Annotated in this window: 16 protein-coding genes; 10 read left to right on the forward strand and 6 right to left on the reverse strand. The window is 64.2% G+C overall.

Annotation, left to right across the window (positions count from 1 at the left end):
• Positions 1-235: 235 nt before the first annotated feature.
• Positions 236-1108, forward strand: coding sequence for a 3-hydroxybutyryl-CoA dehydrogenase (locus P7F60_RS13125; protein WP_277918186.1), 873 nt, complete (start codon positions 236-238; stop codon positions 1106-1108).
• 12 nt (positions 1109-1120) lie between these two features.
• Here P7F60_RS13125 and P7F60_RS13130 read toward each other — a convergent pair whose 3' ends face one another.
• Positions 1121-1744, reverse strand: a complete 624-nt coding sequence (locus P7F60_RS13130) for a glutathione S-transferase (protein WP_277918187.1) — start codon at positions 1742-1744, stop codon at positions 1121-1123.
• Between the two features lie 45 nt (positions 1745-1789).
• On the reverse strand, positions 1790-2467 hold the full coding sequence (locus P7F60_RS13135) for a TlpA disulfide reductase family protein (RefSeq protein ID WP_277918188.1): 678 nt from the start codon (positions 2465-2467) through the stop codon (positions 1790-1792).
• Positions 2468-2491: 24 nt separating this feature from the next.
• On the opposite strand from P7F60_RS13135, the gene argH reads away from it, so the two are divergent.
• The 4 genes from argH to P7F60_RS13155 all read left to right on the forward strand — a co-directional run bounded on the left by argH (position 2492) and on the right by P7F60_RS13155 (position 8287).
• Entirely contained in the window at positions 2492-3895 is a 1404-nt protein-coding gene (gene argH / locus P7F60_RS13140; protein WP_277918189.1) for an argininosuccinate lyase, read from the forward strand.
• Positions 3896-3979: 84 nt separating this feature from the next.
• The gene (locus P7F60_RS13145; RefSeq protein WP_277918190.1) at positions 3980-4165 is read left to right on the forward strand and encodes a lipoprotein; all 186 of its coding nucleotides are present in this window, start codon (positions 3980-3982) and stop codon (positions 4163-4165) included.
• 65 nt (positions 4166-4230) lie between these two features.
• Positions 4231-5499, forward strand: coding sequence for a diaminopimelate decarboxylase (gene lysA, locus P7F60_RS13150; protein ID WP_277918191.1), 1269 nt, complete (start codon positions 4231-4233; stop codon positions 5497-5499).
• 160 nt (positions 5500-5659) lie between these two features.
• The gene (locus tag P7F60_RS13155; protein ID WP_277918192.1) at positions 5660-8287 is read left to right on the forward strand and encodes a TIGR02302 family protein; all 2628 of its coding nucleotides are present in this window, start codon (positions 5660-5662) and stop codon (positions 8285-8287) included.
• Positions 8288-8531: 244 nt separating this feature from the next.
• On the opposite strand, the gene P7F60_RS13160 is transcribed toward P7F60_RS13155, so the two are convergent.
• The 3 genes from P7F60_RS13160 to P7F60_RS13170 form a co-directional block, all read right to left on the reverse strand.
• On the reverse strand, positions 8532-8891 hold the full coding sequence (locus tag P7F60_RS13160; RefSeq protein WP_277918193.1) for a response regulator: 360 nt from the start codon (positions 8889-8891) through the stop codon (positions 8532-8534).
• 175 nt (positions 8892-9066) lie between these two features.
• Positions 9067-9615, reverse strand: a complete 549-nt coding sequence (gene hpt / locus P7F60_RS13165) for a hypoxanthine phosphoribosyltransferase (RefSeq protein ID WP_277918194.1) — start codon at positions 9613-9615, stop codon at positions 9067-9069.
• A gap of 42 nt (positions 9616-9657) precedes the next feature.
• Positions 9658-10344: a hypothetical protein gene (locus P7F60_RS13170; protein ID WP_277918195.1), complete on the reverse strand. Its 687-nt coding sequence runs from the start codon at positions 10342-10344 to the stop codon at positions 9658-9660.
• A gap of 222 nt (positions 10345-10566) precedes the next feature.
• On the opposite strand from P7F60_RS13170, the gene ftsE reads away from it, so the two are divergent.
• The 4 genes from ftsE (at position 10567) to P7F60_RS13190 (ending at position 13986) form a co-directional block, all read left to right on the forward strand.
• Positions 10567-11226, forward strand: a complete 660-nt coding sequence (gene ftsE / locus P7F60_RS13175; RefSeq protein ID WP_277918196.1) for a cell division ATP-binding protein FtsE — start codon at positions 10567-10569, stop codon at positions 11224-11226.
• Between the two features lie 88 nt (positions 11227-11314).
• Positions 11315-12262 carry an ABC transporter permease gene (locus P7F60_RS13180; protein WP_277918197.1) on the forward strand — a complete coding sequence of 316 codons (948 nt, stop codon included), beginning with the start codon at positions 11315-11317 and terminating at the stop codon, positions 12260-12262.
• Positions 12263-12316: 54 nt separating this feature from the next.
• Positions 12317-13036, forward strand: coding sequence for a YdcF family protein (locus P7F60_RS13185; protein WP_277918198.1), 720 nt, complete (start codon positions 12317-12319; stop codon positions 13034-13036).
• Between the two features lie 161 nt (positions 13037-13197).
• A complete protein-coding gene (locus P7F60_RS13190) occupies positions 13198-13986 on the forward strand; it encodes a 1-acyl-sn-glycerol-3-phosphate acyltransferase (protein ID WP_277918199.1) in 789 nt (262 codons plus the stop codon).
• A gap of 138 nt (positions 13987-14124) precedes the next feature.
• Here the strand turns inward: P7F60_RS13190 and P7F60_RS13195 are convergent, their stop codons facing one another.
• On the reverse strand, positions 14125-14658 hold the full coding sequence (locus P7F60_RS13195) for a gamma-glutamylcyclotransferase (RefSeq protein ID WP_277918200.1): 534 nt from the start codon (positions 14656-14658) through the stop codon (positions 14125-14127).
• Between the two features lie 97 nt (positions 14659-14755).
• On the opposite strand from P7F60_RS13195, the gene P7F60_RS13200 reads away from it, so the two are divergent.
• Positions 14756-15772 (forward strand): DUF2125 domain-containing protein, encoded by a 1017-nt coding sequence (locus P7F60_RS13200; RefSeq protein WP_277918201.1) that lies wholly within the window; start codon positions 14756-14758, stop codon positions 15770-15772.
• Positions 15773-15777: the final 5 nt, after the last annotated feature.

Raw genomic sequence — 15777 nt, forward strand, 5'->3', positions numbered from 1 at the left:
GAAGCCCCGATCTTCCAGGTCGCCGACTACGGCCTCGTCGCAGACCTCTTCGAAGCCCTGCCGGAATTGCAAAAGGCTTTGTAAGCCAAATTCCGCAACGGTTTTTGCAGTCGCGAATAAAAACTGGAAAAAATCGCGTCATCGGATTATCAATCTTGCCGGGTCGGGGGTTCGATCCGGCATTTTCATGTGCGAGGACACGGGGGCGTGGCATCGCCAAAGGGGTAGATAGCTCATGATCAAGAATATCGGGATAATCGGCGCGGGACAGATGGGGTGCGGTATTGCACATGTCTCGGCGTCCGCCGGATACAAGGTTCATATCTACGACGTCACCCAGGATCGCATCGATGCCGGCCTCGCCACCATCAACGGCAACCTGGCCCGCCAGGTCAGCCACGGCAAGATGACCGAGGAGCAGCGCAATGCGGCGCTGGCCCTGATTTCCGGCTCGTCCGACACCAATGACCTCGCGCCCATGGATCTGGTCATCGAGGCGGCAACCGAGGACGAATCGGTCAAGCGCAAGATCTACGCGCAGATCTGCCCGGTGCTGAAGCCGGAGGCGATCCTCGCCACCAACACCTCGTCGCTGTCGATCACCCGGCTTGCCTCGGCCACCGACCGCCCCGAGCGTTTCATGGGCATCCATTTCATGAATCCGGTGCCGGTGATGAAACTGGTCGAGCTGGTGCGCGGCATCGCCACCGACGAACCGACCTTCACCGCCGCGAAGAATTTCGTCGATACGCTGGAAAAGACGATCACCGTCGCGGAAGATTTCCCGGCCTTCATCGTCAACCGCATCCTGCTGCCGATGATCAACGAGGCGATCTATACGCTGTACGAAGGCGTCGGCACCGTCGAGGCGATCGACACCGCCATGCGGCTTGGCGCCAACCATCCGATGGGCCCGTTGCAGCTTGCCGATTTCATCGGCCTCGACACCTGTTTGTCGATCATGCAGGTGCTGCATGACGGCCTCGCCGACAGCAAGTACCGCCCCTGCCCGCTGCTGGTCAAATATGTCGAGGCCGGCTGGCTCGGCCGCAAGTCGGGTCGCGGCTTCTACGACTATCGCGGCGAAAAGCCGGTCCCGACGCGGTAAAAGATATCCCGATCAGGTGAGCGGGATCATCACCGTCTTGCGATAGGCCGGGCGCTCGGTCAGGCGTTCGTACCAGGCCTTGAGGGCGGGGAGCTCCGCCCGCTCGATCTCCATGCCGAACCAGCCATAGATGATGACGCCGAGCGGAATGTCGCCGATACCGAAATTGTCGCCGGACAGCCAGGGCCGGTGCGCCAGCGCCGCGTCGGCAATCGCCAGCGCCCGGTTGCAGGCCTCCAGCCCTGCGGCAATTTTTGCCGGATCGCGCTCCGCCGGCGACGTGCGCACCAGGCCCCAGAAGACGTCGCTGAATGGCCGCACCACAGTTCCCAGCGTCCAGTCCATCCATTTTTCCGCCGAGGCCTGTGTGGCGGGATCATCGAGGCGCAGATGGCCTGCGCCATACTTCGCCGCGAGATAACGAACGATGGTGTTCGATTCCCACAACACCAGATCGCCATCCTCCAGCACCGGCACCAGTCCGTTCGCGTTGAGGGCGCGAAACGCCGGCTCGTCGACCACGCCGAAGACGCCGCCGGCATCGATACGCTCGTAAGCGAGGCCCAGTTCCTCGGCGCACCATAGCGCCTTCTTGACATTGGCCGAATTGGTCCGGCCCCAGATTTTCAAGGTCATTCTCGTCTCCTGACCGCTTGTTTTGCCGCTTTTCTGGAAATGCCTTTAAACCGGATCGTTTTTGGCTTGCACAGCCTGCACCAGCGCCTTGGCATCCTCGCTGTCCCAGGCGGCGGGGCCGTTCATGGCGCCGATCAGGCAGCCCTTGGCATCCAGCATCAGCGTCACCGGCAAGCCGAAAGCCAGCCCTTCCTTCTTCAGGTCGTTGAACACGCCCATGCTGGGATCGTGATAGAGCTTTAATGCATCGACGCCGGTTTCGGTGAGGAAGGCCTTCGGTTTCTCGTTGTCGCCGGTATCGATATTGACCGCCACCACCTCGAAACCCGGACCGGCCTTGGCCTTCTGCAGCGCATTCAGCGCCGGCATTTCCTCGCGGCAGGGCACGCACCATGTCGCCCAGAGATTGAGCAGCACGGCCTTGCCGGTGAAATCGGCGAGCTTGATATCCTTGCCGTCACCATCCTTGAAGGCGAGCTGGCCGAGCTTGCGCGGCTCGGAAACCGGCGCCATCGCCGCCACCTGCCCCTTTGCGGCGGCGGAAAGCGCGGCGATGGTTGGCTTGGCGGCTTCGCACTGGCCGCTAGCGGCCGTTTGCGCCGCGCCATTGCCAGACCCCATGCGCTTCACGTATACCGCACCCGCACCCGCGACGATGCCGGCCACGGCGGCGATCGCGATCAGTTTGGCAGAGGGAAACCGGAACGGGTTTTGGGCTGTCATTTCATTCTCCAGGATGGGCATCGCATGGCTGACGGCACTCAGGACACCAAATCCTCCAACCAGATGTGGGGCGGGCGTTTCGCTTCCGGGCCGGACGCGATCATGGAGGAGATAAATGCCTCGATCGGTTTCGACAAGAAGCTGTTTGCCCAGGATATCCGTGGCTCCATCGCCCATGCGACGATGCTGGCGCATCAAGGCATTATCGCGCAAGAAGACAAGACAAAAATAGTTGAAGGGCTGGAGGCGATCCAGACCGAGATCGAAAGCGGCAATTTCGAATTCTCCCGCCGCCTCGAAGACATCCACATGAATGTCGAGGCCCGGCTTGCCGCCCTCATCGGCCCCGCCGCCGGCCGGCTGCACACCGCCCGCTCGCGCAACGACCAGGTGGCCGTCGATTTCCGCCTCTGGGTCAAGGAAGAGCTGGAAAAGACGCAAGCGGCGCTGACCGGCCTGATCGAGGCCTTCCTCGACCGCGCCGAGGAACATGCCGACACCGTCATGCCCGGCTTCACCCATATGCAGACCGCCCAGCCGGTCACCTTCGGCCATCATTGCATGGCCTATGTCGAAATGTTCGGCCGCGATCGCCAGCGCGTGCGCCACGCCATCGAGCATCTCGACCAGAACCCGCTGGGCGCCGCGGCCCTTGCCGGCACCGGCTTCCCCATCGACCGCCACATGACCGCGCGCGCCCTCGGCTTCCGCGAGCCGACGCGCAACTCCATCGACACGGTTTCGGATCGCGATTTCGCCTTGGAATTCCTGGCCGTCGCCGCGATTGCCGCGACGCACCTGTCGCGTCTGGCCGAAGAGATCGTCATCTGGTCGACATCGCAATTCGGCTTCATCCGCCTGTCGGATGCGTTTTCGACCGGCTCCTCGATCATGCCGCAGAAGAAGAACCCGGATGCCGCCGAGCTGGTGCGCGCCAAGACCGGCCGCATCAACGGCTCGCTGGTCGCGCTGCTGACGGTGATGAAGGGCCTGCCGCTCGCCTATTCCAAGGACATGCAGGAAGACAAGGAACAGGTCTTCGACGCCGCCGAAAGCCTGGAATTGGCGATTGCCGCCATGACCGGCATGATGCGCGACATGACCATCCGCGCCGACCGCATGAAGGCCGCCGCCGGCTCCGGCTATTCCACCGCCACGGATCTGGCCGACTGGCTGGTGCGCGAGGCCGGCCTGCCCTTCCGCGACGCCCACCATGTCACCGGCCGCGCCGTGGCGCTGGCCGAAAGCAAGGGCTGCGAACTGGCCGACCTTTCGCTGGAAGAGCTGCAGTCGATCCATCCGGACGTCAAGGCAGGCATCTTCGACGTGCTGACCGTGGAAGCCTCCGTCGCCAGCCGCAAGAGTTTTGGCGGAACGGCGCCCGCGCAGGTGCGCGAGCAGATCGCCTGGTGGCGCACGGCTCTGTGATCGCCCATATTTGACACTCAACAAGCCGGCCAAACTTCGCTAAGAAGGGCCGGCTATTCCATTGTTGAAGAGGAATTCCTGCCGATGACCTTGCGATCTCTCATCCGTGTGTCGATGGCGCTCAGCGTCGTTGCTTTGGCCGCCGCCGGATGCGGACGCCGCGGCGATCTCGATCCGCCGAGCACCCCGGTGGAGATGCAGAACAAGCGCAGCAATACCGCCGCTCCCAAGGTCGAAGACAAGCACTTCATCCTCGATCCACTTCTCTAAAGACGCATTTCTAGACAGGGAAAACCGCTTTACACTTTTCCCGGAAATGCTTTGAGGTTCCTCCCGTGAATCATTTCGAATATCGCGACGGCATTCTCCATGCGGAAGGCGTGCCGATCCCCGAGATCGCAAGGGAGGTCGGCACCCCCTTCTATTGCTATTCCACCGCGACGCTGGAACGCCATTACAAGGTATTCGCCGCCGCCTTCGCCGATGTCGATTCGCTCGTCTGCTATGCGATGAAGGCGAATTCGAACCAGGCGGTCTTGAAGACGCTCGCCCGGCTCGGCGCTGGCGTCGACGTGGTTTCCGAAGGCGAATTGCGCCGGGCGCTGGCCGCCGGCGTTCCCGCCAGCCGCATCATGTTCTCCGGCGTCGGCAAGACGCCGCGCGAGATGGACGCCGCGCTCGAAGCCGGCATCTACTGCTTCAACGTCGAATCCGAGCCGGAACTGGAAGTGCTGAACCAGCGCGCCGTCAAGGCAGGCAAACGCGCGCCGGTCTCCTTCCGCATCAACCCGGATGTCGATGCCCGCACGCATGCGAAGATCTCGACCGGCAAGAAGGAAAACAAGTTCGGCATTTCCTGGGAGCGCGCCCGCGCCGTCTATGCCCATGCCGCCACTTTGCCGGGCATTGAAGTCACCGGCATCGACATGCATATCGGCAGCCAGATCACCGAGCTGCAGCCCTTCGACGACGCCTTCCGCCTGCTGAAGGATCTGGTCGCGACGTTGCGCGCCGATGGCCATGCCATCGATCACGTCGATATCGGCGGCGGTCTCGGCATTCCCTACAAGGACGACAACAGCCCGCCGCCGCTGCCGGACGCCTATGCGGAAACGGTCAAGAACCAGTTGCGCGACCTCAACTGCAAACTGATCACCGAGCCCGGCCGGCTGATCGTCGGCAATGCCGGTATTCTCGTCACCGAAGTCATCTATGTGAAGGATGGCGGCGAAAAGTCCTTCGTGATCGTCGATGCGGCGATGAACGACCTGATCCGCCCGACGCTGTATGAGGCCTATCACGAGATCCGCCCGGTGGTCCTGTCCGCCGCCAGCGCCCCGCGCATCCGCGCCGATGTCGTCGGCCCGGTCTGCGAGACCGGCGATTACCTCGCACTTGACCGGGAAATGGCCGAGCCGAAGCCAGGTGAGTTGATCGCCGTCGGTTCGGCCGGCGCTTACGGCGCGGTGCAGGCCGGCACCTATAATAGCCGCCTGCTGGTGCCCGAGGTTCTGGTCAGCGGCGATCGTTTCCATGTGGTGCGCCCGCGCGAGACCTACGAGGATCTGATCGGCCTCGATTCCATCCCGGCCTGGCTCGGCTGACCCATTGCCGTGGCGGTCGCACGAAAAAGTGACCGCCATCGGTCGCTTGCCCTCGTCTTCGCCACAAAGGCTGCTATCCTGAAAGGGAGATGCGCCCCGACGCGAACCGCGTCGCGCGACATAGCCGGACCGGGAGGCTCGCAATCAGGAGACAGGCCGCATGACCCCACCCCGCCATGACCTGACGGGCGCGTTTTCGACCGGATCGCCGCTGGCGCGCCGGGTCGCGATCAAGCGCCTGCTGGCGCGGCTGGTGCTGCTGACCGAACAGGCGCTGCCGCTGACGCTTCTGCCGCTCTCCTTCCTCGCTCTGTTTCTCTCCTGCGCCTGGTTCGGCCTGTTTCGCATGGCGCCCGACTGGTTGCGCTGGCCGGCGGTCTTCCTGCTCACTTTCGGCTTCCTGGCTTCGCTGCTGCCGTTCGCCCGGCTGCGCTGGCCGAGGAACGCGGAAGCCGACCGGCTGCTGGAAGAGCGCAACGGCCTGACCCATCAGCCCGTCTCTGTGCAGGGCGACCGGCTCGCAGTCGAATCGCCCTTCGCACGCGCCCTGTGGCGCGAACACCAGACCCGCATGGCCGAGCGCATCGCCGGCCTCGATGCCGGCCTGCCGCAGCCCGATATCGCCCGGCACGACCGGCTGGCGCTGCGCACCCTGCCGGCATTGCTGCTGGTGACCGCCTTCGCCTATTCGCTTTCCAACGATGGCGGCACGCTTCGCGATGCCGTCGCCGAGCGCGTCGTCGCCGATGTCAGGCCGGATCTCCGCATCGATGCCTGGATCACGCCGCCGGCCTATACCGGCCGCGCCCCGCTCTATCTCACCGGCCAGAACGCGGCGCTCGACGTGGTGGACGTGCCGCAATTCTCCACGGTCACCATCCGCGTCACCGGCGGCGACGGCCAGGAGAAGGTCACCTTCCGCTCCGACGAAAGCCTGCAAGAAACCGAGGTGCCACGGGAGCAGGCGGAAAATGCGGACAAGGACAAGAAGCCAGCCCCACCAGCCCCGGAGGCGGAAAAGCCCGCCGGCGTCAGCAATCGCGCCATGAAGCTTGCCGAAAGCGGCGTGCTCGCCGCCGGCGGCCGCGAATGGGCGCTGAACGTCATTCCCGACAAGGGTCCGGAAATCACCTTCAATGGGACGCCGCGCCGCGCCGCCAACGGCGCGCTGGAGATTGCCTTCACCGCCAGGGACGATTACGGCGTCCAGGAAGCCCATGCCGAAATCGTGCCGCTGGAGGGCGCCGAGGCGGATGCCGTGCCGCTCTATCCGCTGCCGGAATACAAGCTCGACCTGCCGCGCCGCAATGCCCGCGAGGTCAAGGGCACGACCAGCCGCAACCTCACCGAACATCCGCTGTCGGGCAAGCGCGTGCGCATCACCCTGGTCGCCACCGATGCCAGCGGCCAGACCGGCCGCAGCCAACCGCATGAGATGATCATGCCGGCGCGCAATTTCTTCGAGCCGCTGGCGGCAGCGGTGGCCGAGGAACGCCAGACCTTTGCGCTCGACGTGCGAAAGCTGCCCGACGCCATCGCGCTCAACGAGGCGCTGACGCTGCGCGCCGACGAAACCATTCCCAACCTCACCCACTACCTGCTGATCGAATCGGCGCTGGCGCGCATGAAGCTCGCCCGCAACGAGGATATGCTGAAGGATACCGCCGACTACCTCTGGGAAATCGCGCTCGGCATCGAGGACGGCGATCTGTCGCTGGCCGAGCGCAAGCTGCGCGATGCCCAGCAGGCGCTCTCCGACGCGTTGGAGCGCAACGCTTCGGATGCCGAGATCAAGAAGCTGATGGACGAACTGCGCCAGGCGATGCAGGACTATCTGAACGCGCTTGCCCAGCAGCAGAACCCGAACGGCCAGCAGGCGCAATCGCCGAAGAACGTGCTGCGCCAGCAGGACCTGCAGGCCATGCTCGACCAGCTCGAAAACCTCGCGCGCTCCGGCAATCGCGACGCCGCCAAGCAGTTGCTGTCGGAAATGCAGCGGATGATGAACAACCTGCAGGCCGGCCGCCGGCCGCAGGGGCAGCAGGACAACAGTCCGATGCGCCAGCAGATCGACCGTCTCGGCGAGATCCTGCGCGACCAGCAAAAGCTGATGGACGAGACGTTCAAGCTCGACCAGGCGCTGCGCGACCGCATGCAGCGCGGCGATTTCGGCGAGGACGGCGAATTCCTCGACCGTCCGCAAGACCAGCCGCAGCAACAACAGGGTCAGCAGCAACAGGGCCAGCCGAACGGCAACCAGCAGCAACAGCTCGACCGGATGACCGAGGAGCAGTTGCGCGAGGCGCTGAAGCAGCTCCGCGCCCGGCAGGACGGTCTGGGGAAGAAGCTGCAGGAATTGCAGAAGGGCCTCAAGGACCTCGGCATGCAGCCCGGCGAAGGCTTCGGCGAGGCCGGCCGCGAGATGAAGGGCGCCGGCGAGGCGCTGGGCGAGAGCGAGGGCGAGCGGGCGGTGCAAGGCCAGGGCAAGGCGCTGGAAGCGCTGCGCAAGGGCGCTCAGGACATGATGAACCAGATGATGCAGGCCCAGCAAGGCCAGGGTCAGGGCCAGGGCCAGGGCTCCGCCGGCAACGAGCCCAATGGCCGCGATCCCCTGGGACGCATGCGCCGCGCCGACGGCCCCGATTTCGGCGACCAGGTCAAGGTGCCCGACGAGATCGACGTCCAGCGCGCCCGCGAAATCCTCGACGAAATCCGCCGCCGCCTCGGCAACAATCCGGGCGCCGACTACGAGCGCCGCTATCTCGAACGCCTGCTCGACCTGCAATAAGAGAGGCGGCAGCGAGTGCCGCCTTCAACCGATCGACAGGCCGCCACCCTCTCCACGACGTCATCCTCGGGCTCGTCCCGAGGATCTGCCCGTTCCCGCCAAGGCGTTGATGTCAAAGGATTATATCCGGCGCTTCTAGAAGCTCGGCACAAGGGCTGGCATGACGGAGGAGAGGTTTTTGCCTCCGCCAGAATCGAAAGGCGGCCATGGAGGCCGCCTTGACGATTTTCGTTTCCGATTGACTTTACGCCGCCAGAGCGTGCGCCACGGCCTTGCGGATATCCGGCAGGGCAAAGGGTTTCGAGACGACGTCGACGATCTTTTCCATCAGGTCGTCGGCGCGTTCGCGCTGCTCGGCATAACCGGTCATCAGTAGGATCTTCATGCCGGGATAGGCGGATGCCGCCTTGTGGGCCAGTTCGATGCCGTCCATGACCGGCATGCGGATATCCGAGAGCAGCAGGTCGAAACCGCCTTCCTGCAGCCGCTCCAGCCCTTCGGCGCCGTCGGCCGCCTCATAGGTCTCGTGGCCATCGAGGCGCAGGGCCCGGGCCACGAAACTGCGCAGCGAATCCTCGTCTTCCGTGATCAGAATTCTCGCCATCGCCATGCTCCGTCTGTTGTCTTCCGTTCGAGAAGGAGATCAACAGAGTTTCGTATGCGATCGGTAAACAGACGGGGATCGGACGCGTGACGTGGTTAACAAGGTCTGTCGGACATGCCGCACAAAATCAAGCATCGATTCTGCACATCGCGGCCTGCGGGATCAAGAATGGCGATCAGCCTTCGGCATCACCTGTAACGACGCCGACGAAAGGAAGTTCCCGAAAAGCGTAAGCCACGTCCATGCCGTAGCCGACGACGAAATAATCGGGGCATTCGAAGCCGACATAATCGGCCTCCAGCTTTTCCTGGCGCTTGACGCTCTTGTCGAGCAGCACGGCGATGGTGACGTTGCGCGCGCCGCGCTCGTAGAGCAGTTCCTTGGCGAACAGCAGCGTGCGGCCGGATTCGAGGATGTCGTCGATCAGCAGCACGTCGCGATCCTTGACGACGCTGTCGATGTCCTTGACGATGCGTACGCCCTTCGAGACCGTCCCCGTGCCATAGCTGGAAAGCGTGATGAACTCGACCTCTGGGGCGAGCCCGACATCGTGCAGGGCGCGAATGAGATCGGCGGCGAAGATGAACGAGCCCTTCAGCACGGCGATGACCAGCAGATCCTTGGTCGGGCCGGCAGCAATGTCGCTGGCCATCTTGCGGTTGCGCTCGGCGATCTGCTCGGCGGTGAAAAGGGGCTCGATATTCTTTCCGCGGACGACGGGCATGGGCAGGAAACTCCATCTATTTCCTTTGCCGATACCACAACCTCAAGGGCGAGCGACAGCCGCCGTGGTGAAGGAAAGCTTGATTTGCGGATCTTTTCCACCCGGATGCGGCAAACGCGCCGCAAATCCGCGGCTGTGGCCGCTGAACATGGCGGTTGCCGGCGGCGCGATGATGGTGCTCGCCACCATCCGCTCGCCCGACACCAGGTCGGCGCGGATATCCGGCACCGCCACCGTGCCGCCGGAGCGATTCTCGACGATGCCGCGCACCACCAGAACCTTCATGCCGCCGGATTCCTCCGTGGTCAGCGTCACATGCGAGATGTCGAGCGGATTTTCGACGCCCGGCCCCGGGGCGCTGGCGCCGGCAATGCCGGCGAGACCGCCGGCCAGCGCAAACACCGCAACGGCCATCAGAGCCACGACGGCGGAAAAGGAGCGCTCCGACAGGCGGCGCAGGCCCTGTTCCACCCGGGCGACGAGACCGGTCAGCATCGCGACATGGTCGGCAAGCCTCGCGCCACCCTGATGCGGCATGATGCGCGGACGGTTGTCGTTGGAGCGGGACGTCGGTCGGAAGGTGCCTTCGCCGCGCACCACCACGAAATCGGCGTCGACGACGTCGCCGCCACGCAGGCGCCGCTGGGGCGCAGCCGGACGCGGCTTCGGTTCTGGAGGAAGAAGGTCGTAAGGCCTGTTGGCGTGCTGCCGGGATCGAAATGTCGCCATGGTTTCGTGCTCTCCACCCACATGGTCCAAACTGCCAATGCGACCGGGGAACCCCTCTGGCGGCATTGAATCGAATCCCCTCCAATCGTAAACCGGAATGGTTAATGCTTCGGAAACGATCCCGGTTCCCCTTGGCCGGCTGGATCGATCTTTACCGCCCGTTAACCCAGTTGCTTAAGATATGGATGGAACGAACGCGCGCGAAACGAACGGGAACGCTCCTTGATTCACTTTGAGAATGTCGGCTTGCGATACGGCATGGGACCGGAAATCCTCCGCGATCTCACCTTCGACATTCCGGCAAAATCCTTCCAGTTCCTGACCGGCCCGTCGGGCGCCGGCAAGACGACGCTGCTGCGCCTGCTGTTCACCTCGCTCAAGCCCACGCGCGGCATCATTCGCATGTTCGACCGCGATCTCGCCGGCATTCCGCGCGGCGAGCTGCCGATGATGCGCCGTCGCGTCGGCATCGTCTTCCAGGATTTCCGCCTGCTCGACCACCTGACCACCTATGAGAACGTGGCGCTGCCGCTGCGCGTGCGCGGCAAGGACGAATCGACCTACAAGACCGACGTGCTGGAACTTCTGAAATGGGTCGGCCTCGGCGAACGCATCAACGTGCTGCCGCCGGTGCTGTCGGGCGGCGAGAAGCAGCGCGCCGCCATTGCGCGCGCCCTCATCGACCGCCCGGAGATCCTGCTTGCCGACGAGCCGACCGGCAATGTCGATCCGCCGATGGCCCAGCGCCTGCTCAACCTGTTCCTCGAACTCAACCGTCTCGGCACGGCCGTGGTCATCGCCACCCACGATCTCGGCCTGATGGACCAGCTCGACGCGCGGCGCATGATCCTCACCGAAGGGCGGCTCGACATCTATGAATAGGCCGCGCCCAAAAAACCAGGCCGCAGGCCGTCAGCCGCCGGCCGGTGTCAGACAGGCGGCCCCGCAAGCGCCGGTCCGCCGGCCGCCGATGCGCGTGCGCCCGACCGCGCCGATCGTGCCGCCCTCCAACATCCAGGGCAATGCGCTGATGGTCGTCATCGCCATCATGTCCTTTCTCGCCTGCCTGACGCTCGGGGGCGTCTCGATGGTGCGGGCCACCGCCGCGAGCTGGCAAAGCCAGATCTCGCGCGAGGTCACCATCCAGATCAAGCCGGACGAAGGCCTCGACATGGAAGCGGCGCTGGCCAAAGCCCGCGACCTGGCGCTGACCTTCGTCGGCACCAAGGACGCCGTCGTCATGGACGACCAGGCAACCGCGCGTCTGCTCGAACCCTGGCTCGGCACCGGGCTCAATCTCGACGAACTGCCGGTGCCGCGCCTGATCGTCGTCACCATCGACGAGAGCAATCCGCCGGATTTCGATTCGATGCGGACGCAGTTGCAGAAGGAAGTGCCGCAGGCCTTCCTCGACGATCACCGCACCTGGGTCGACCGGCTCGTATCGATGGCGCATACGACCGTGATGATCGGGCTCGCCATCCTGGCGCTGGTCTTCGTCGCCATGGTGCTGACGGTGGTGTTTGCGACGCGCGGGGCGCTGTCGGGCAATCGCCATATCGTCGAGGTGCTGCATTTCGTCGGCGCCGAGGCGGGCTTCATCGCCCGCGAGTTCCAGAAACATTTCCTGAAGATCAGCCTCAAGGGCTCGGCAGCCGGCGGCACGCTGGCGGCCTTGTGCTTCGCGGCCGCCAATGTCTGGCAGAGCCATACGCTGGCGACGCCGCAGACCGACCAGGCCACCGCCCTGTTCGGCACCTTCACCATCGGCTGGGGCGGTTATCTCGGCATTTTCGCCACCATGCTGGTCATCGCACTTTTGACCACGATCACGGCGCGCCTGACCGTGATGCGTACCATCGACGAGATCGACCAGGTGCGCTCCGATCCGTTGCGGATGGATTATCTGCCGGATTGATCGCATGACGACCTGTTCCTTGCCGCATTCTGCCGGTATCGAAGAATCATGACCATGAGCCCGCGCAACAGCGAATTCGACACATCGGGAACCATGCCCGCCGGCCGCAAGCCGCCGCGGCGCGGCCCGCTGCGCCGTCTCGCACGGGCGCTGGGCTTCGCGGCCGTCATCGCCTGCGCCTGCTTCTTCGCCGGTTTCCTGTGGTTCGCCGACTGGGTGACGACGCTGACACCGCCCGCCGACCCCAAGGCGGATGCCATCGTGGTGCTGACCGGCGGCTCGCAACGCATCGACCAGGCGGTGGAGTTGCTGCGCGGCGGCGCGGGCTCGCGCCTGCTGATTTCGGGCGTCCATCCAGCCACCTCGCGCAACCAGATCCGCAAGCTGACCGGCAGCTCCGACGAGTTGTTCCGCTGCTGCGTCGATATCGGCTACGACGCACTCGACACCATCGGCAATGCCAACGAGACGGTGCGCTGGATCCATGAGCGTGGCTACAGGCGCGTGCTGGTGGTCACCAACAATTACCATATGCCGCGCAGTCTGTTCGAACTGCGCCGCGTCGCCCCGGAAACGGAATTCGTGCCCTATCCGGTGGTCCGCTCCGATCTCAAGGCGAAAAACTGGTTCGCCGATCCGGACGTGCTGCGCGCGCTGCTGTTCGAATACGGCAAGATCGTCGCCGCCTCCGCCCGCGACGTCCTGGGCTTTGGCAACCGCACCGGTCTGCGCGGCATCGAGGCCGGCATGGCGGGGTCTTCCGCCAAGCCGTGAGGCGCCGGACTTTGCGTCCGGCCTCATTTTCGTGTATCGGCGAAGAGAGCGTTTCCAGGAAAAGTGTGTAGCGGTTTTTTCGTTCGGGAATGCGACAAGCAAACAATGCTTTTCCGGGAAAACGGAAACAGCCAGATCCCGCCTGCACGAGACCCCGCCTCATGATCCGCCTGCGATCCATCCTGTTCAATACGCTGTTCTATGCCAACCTGATCCTCAGGATGATCTTTCTGACACCAGTCTATTTCCTGCTGCCGCGCAAGCAGGCCTATGCGATTCCCAAGGCCTGGGCGCGCTCAAGCAACTGGCTGTTCGCCAAGGTCAACGGCACGCATTTCGAGATCGAGGGACTGGAAAACATCCCGAAAAGCGGCGGCTACATTCTGGCTCCGAAACACCAGTCCTTCTGGGACACCTATGCGCTGCTGCCCTGGCTGAACGATCCGGTCTATATCCTCAAGCGGGAACTGATGTGGATCCCGCTGTTCGGCTGGTATCTGTGGAAGCAGCGGATGATCCCGGTCAATCGCGGCGCGCGCGGCAAGGTGATGCTGGAGGTGTTGAAGCGCACCCGCATCGAGATGGCCGCCGGCCGGCAACTGATCATCTATCCCGAAGGCACCCGCCGCCCGCCGGGCGCCGCCCCGGAATACAAGTATGGCATCGCCCGCATGTATCGCGATCTCGGCGTGCCTGTCGTGCCGGTCGCCATGCATCCCGGCCTGTTCTGGCCGCGCCGCCAGACGCTGCGCTATCCCGGCCATTTCAAGGTGCGCATCCTGCCGGCCATCCAGCCGGGACTGGAGCCTGACGTCTTCTTCAAGAGGCTGGTCGAGGAGACGGAAAAGGCGAGCGACGAGCTCCTGATCGAAACCGCGCGCGACAACCCGCATGTGCCGCTGCCGCCGACGGCGGCGCAGCGACTGAGGGAGCTTCAGGCCAAGGTCTAGAGCATTTCCAGCAAAAATGCGGAGCGGTTTTGCGACAACGACATGCGAAAAATCAACGGCCGAAAGCGCAGGAGCGAATCTTAAAGATCGCGACGCGCTTTAGAGCGCTTCTGCGTTTCCGTGAAAAGCTGAAGCACTCTAAGTCGGCGTGCGCATCCGCCGCACTTCCGACGCCACACTTTCCAGCCACTGGTCGCGGATGCCGATCTCGCGCAGATGATCGACGGTGTTGAATACATAGGCGTCGTTGGGACCGGAGCGGCCGACCGCCGCATGCACCACCATGGCTGCCTCCATGACGTCGAGACCGCCGGCATATTGATGATGGGCGCGGTCGCAGACATAGGTCAGCGCCTGCACCCGGCGGCGGTCGGGCAGCGTCACCGGCAGCGTCCGCTCCAGATAGACATGGGTCACCAGTTCGCGCTCGCGCAGGTAATCGACGACGCCGCCGAATTTTTCCGCCTCGACACGGAAAGCCATGCCGCGGCAGGAGCCGCCACGATCCAGCCCGAGGACAAGCCCCGGCCTTTCCTGCGTGCCGCGATGCACCCAGGAACGCACGCACAGCGCCCGGCGATAACCGTTCAGCGTCGCGACCTCCCGCGCCACATAATCGAAACCGGGATTCCACATCAGGGATCCGTAGCCAAAGACCCAAAATTCGTCCATATCGCCAGCCACATCAACACCCGGAAAAAGAGAGCAGGTGCCGCGATTCGCAAATCACGATCTGCCTTGCAATCGGAAGACACCATTGGAGAACAGGATGGCAGCGTCAAGCGCAAGCGGGAAAAGCACCGTAGCGAAAAAGGTGACGATTCTCGGCGTCTGCGTCGTCGCCGCCATCGGGCTTTACACCGGCGGCTGGTACTTCGCGGCGGAAAAGATCAAGGAAAAGACGTTGGAACTGATCGCCGGCGGGCCGGATGCGCCTGTTACCGCCACCTGCCGCGATGCCGAAATGCGCGGCTATCCCTTCCGCCTCGGCCTGTTCTGCTCCGGCGTCAACGTCGACGATCACCGCAACGGCGTCTCGGCCAGTTTCGGCGCGTTGCGCTCGGCGGCGCAGGTTTATGATCCCCAGCATATCGTCTGGGAACTGGACCAGCCGGCGACGATCCACAGCAGCGACGGCCTGTCGCTGTCGTCGGAATGGTCGAACCTGCAATCCAGCGTCCAGCTCGATGGCAGGCGGCTGCTGCGCAGCGCGCTGGTGGTCGACGATCCCAGGACCTCCATTGCCCATCCGCTGCTGCCAGAGGGCCTGAAGCTGAATGCGAAGCATGGCGAGATGCATCTGCGCCGCAACGGCATGGATCTCGATGCCGCCTTGTCCCTCGATGCGCTGGCCGCCGTGCTCGGCAACGGCCGGAACCTGCCGCCGCTCGACCTGCGCGCCGACGTGACGGTGGTCGATGGCGCCGCCTTGCTGCAGGGCGGCGGCGATCTCGCCGGACACCAGGCCGAACTGCGCAAGCTGTCCGCCGATCTCGGCGAAGGCCGCACCTTCACCGTCAGCGGCCCGCTGTCGGTCGACGAGGAAGGTTACCTCTCGGGGCGGCTGAAGGTCGAGGTGGCCGGCATCGATCAATGGCGGGCCGCGCTGAAGGCCGCGGCACCCGAAGCCGACAAGACCATCGACACCGCCATCAACATGCTCACGGCGCTGGTATCGGGTGGCGACACGGTGTCGGTGGATCTGGTTCTGCAGAAGGGCAAGGTTCTGGCCGGCGGCTTCATTCCTGTCGCCAAGCTGCCGCCGCTCTTTCCCCCGAGGCAATAAGCGGC

The sequence above is a fragment of the Rhizobium sp. YJ-22 genome, from assembly GCF_029601685.1.
Taxonomy (GTDB): Bacteria; Pseudomonadota; Alphaproteobacteria; order Rhizobiales; family Rhizobiaceae; genus Metarhizobium.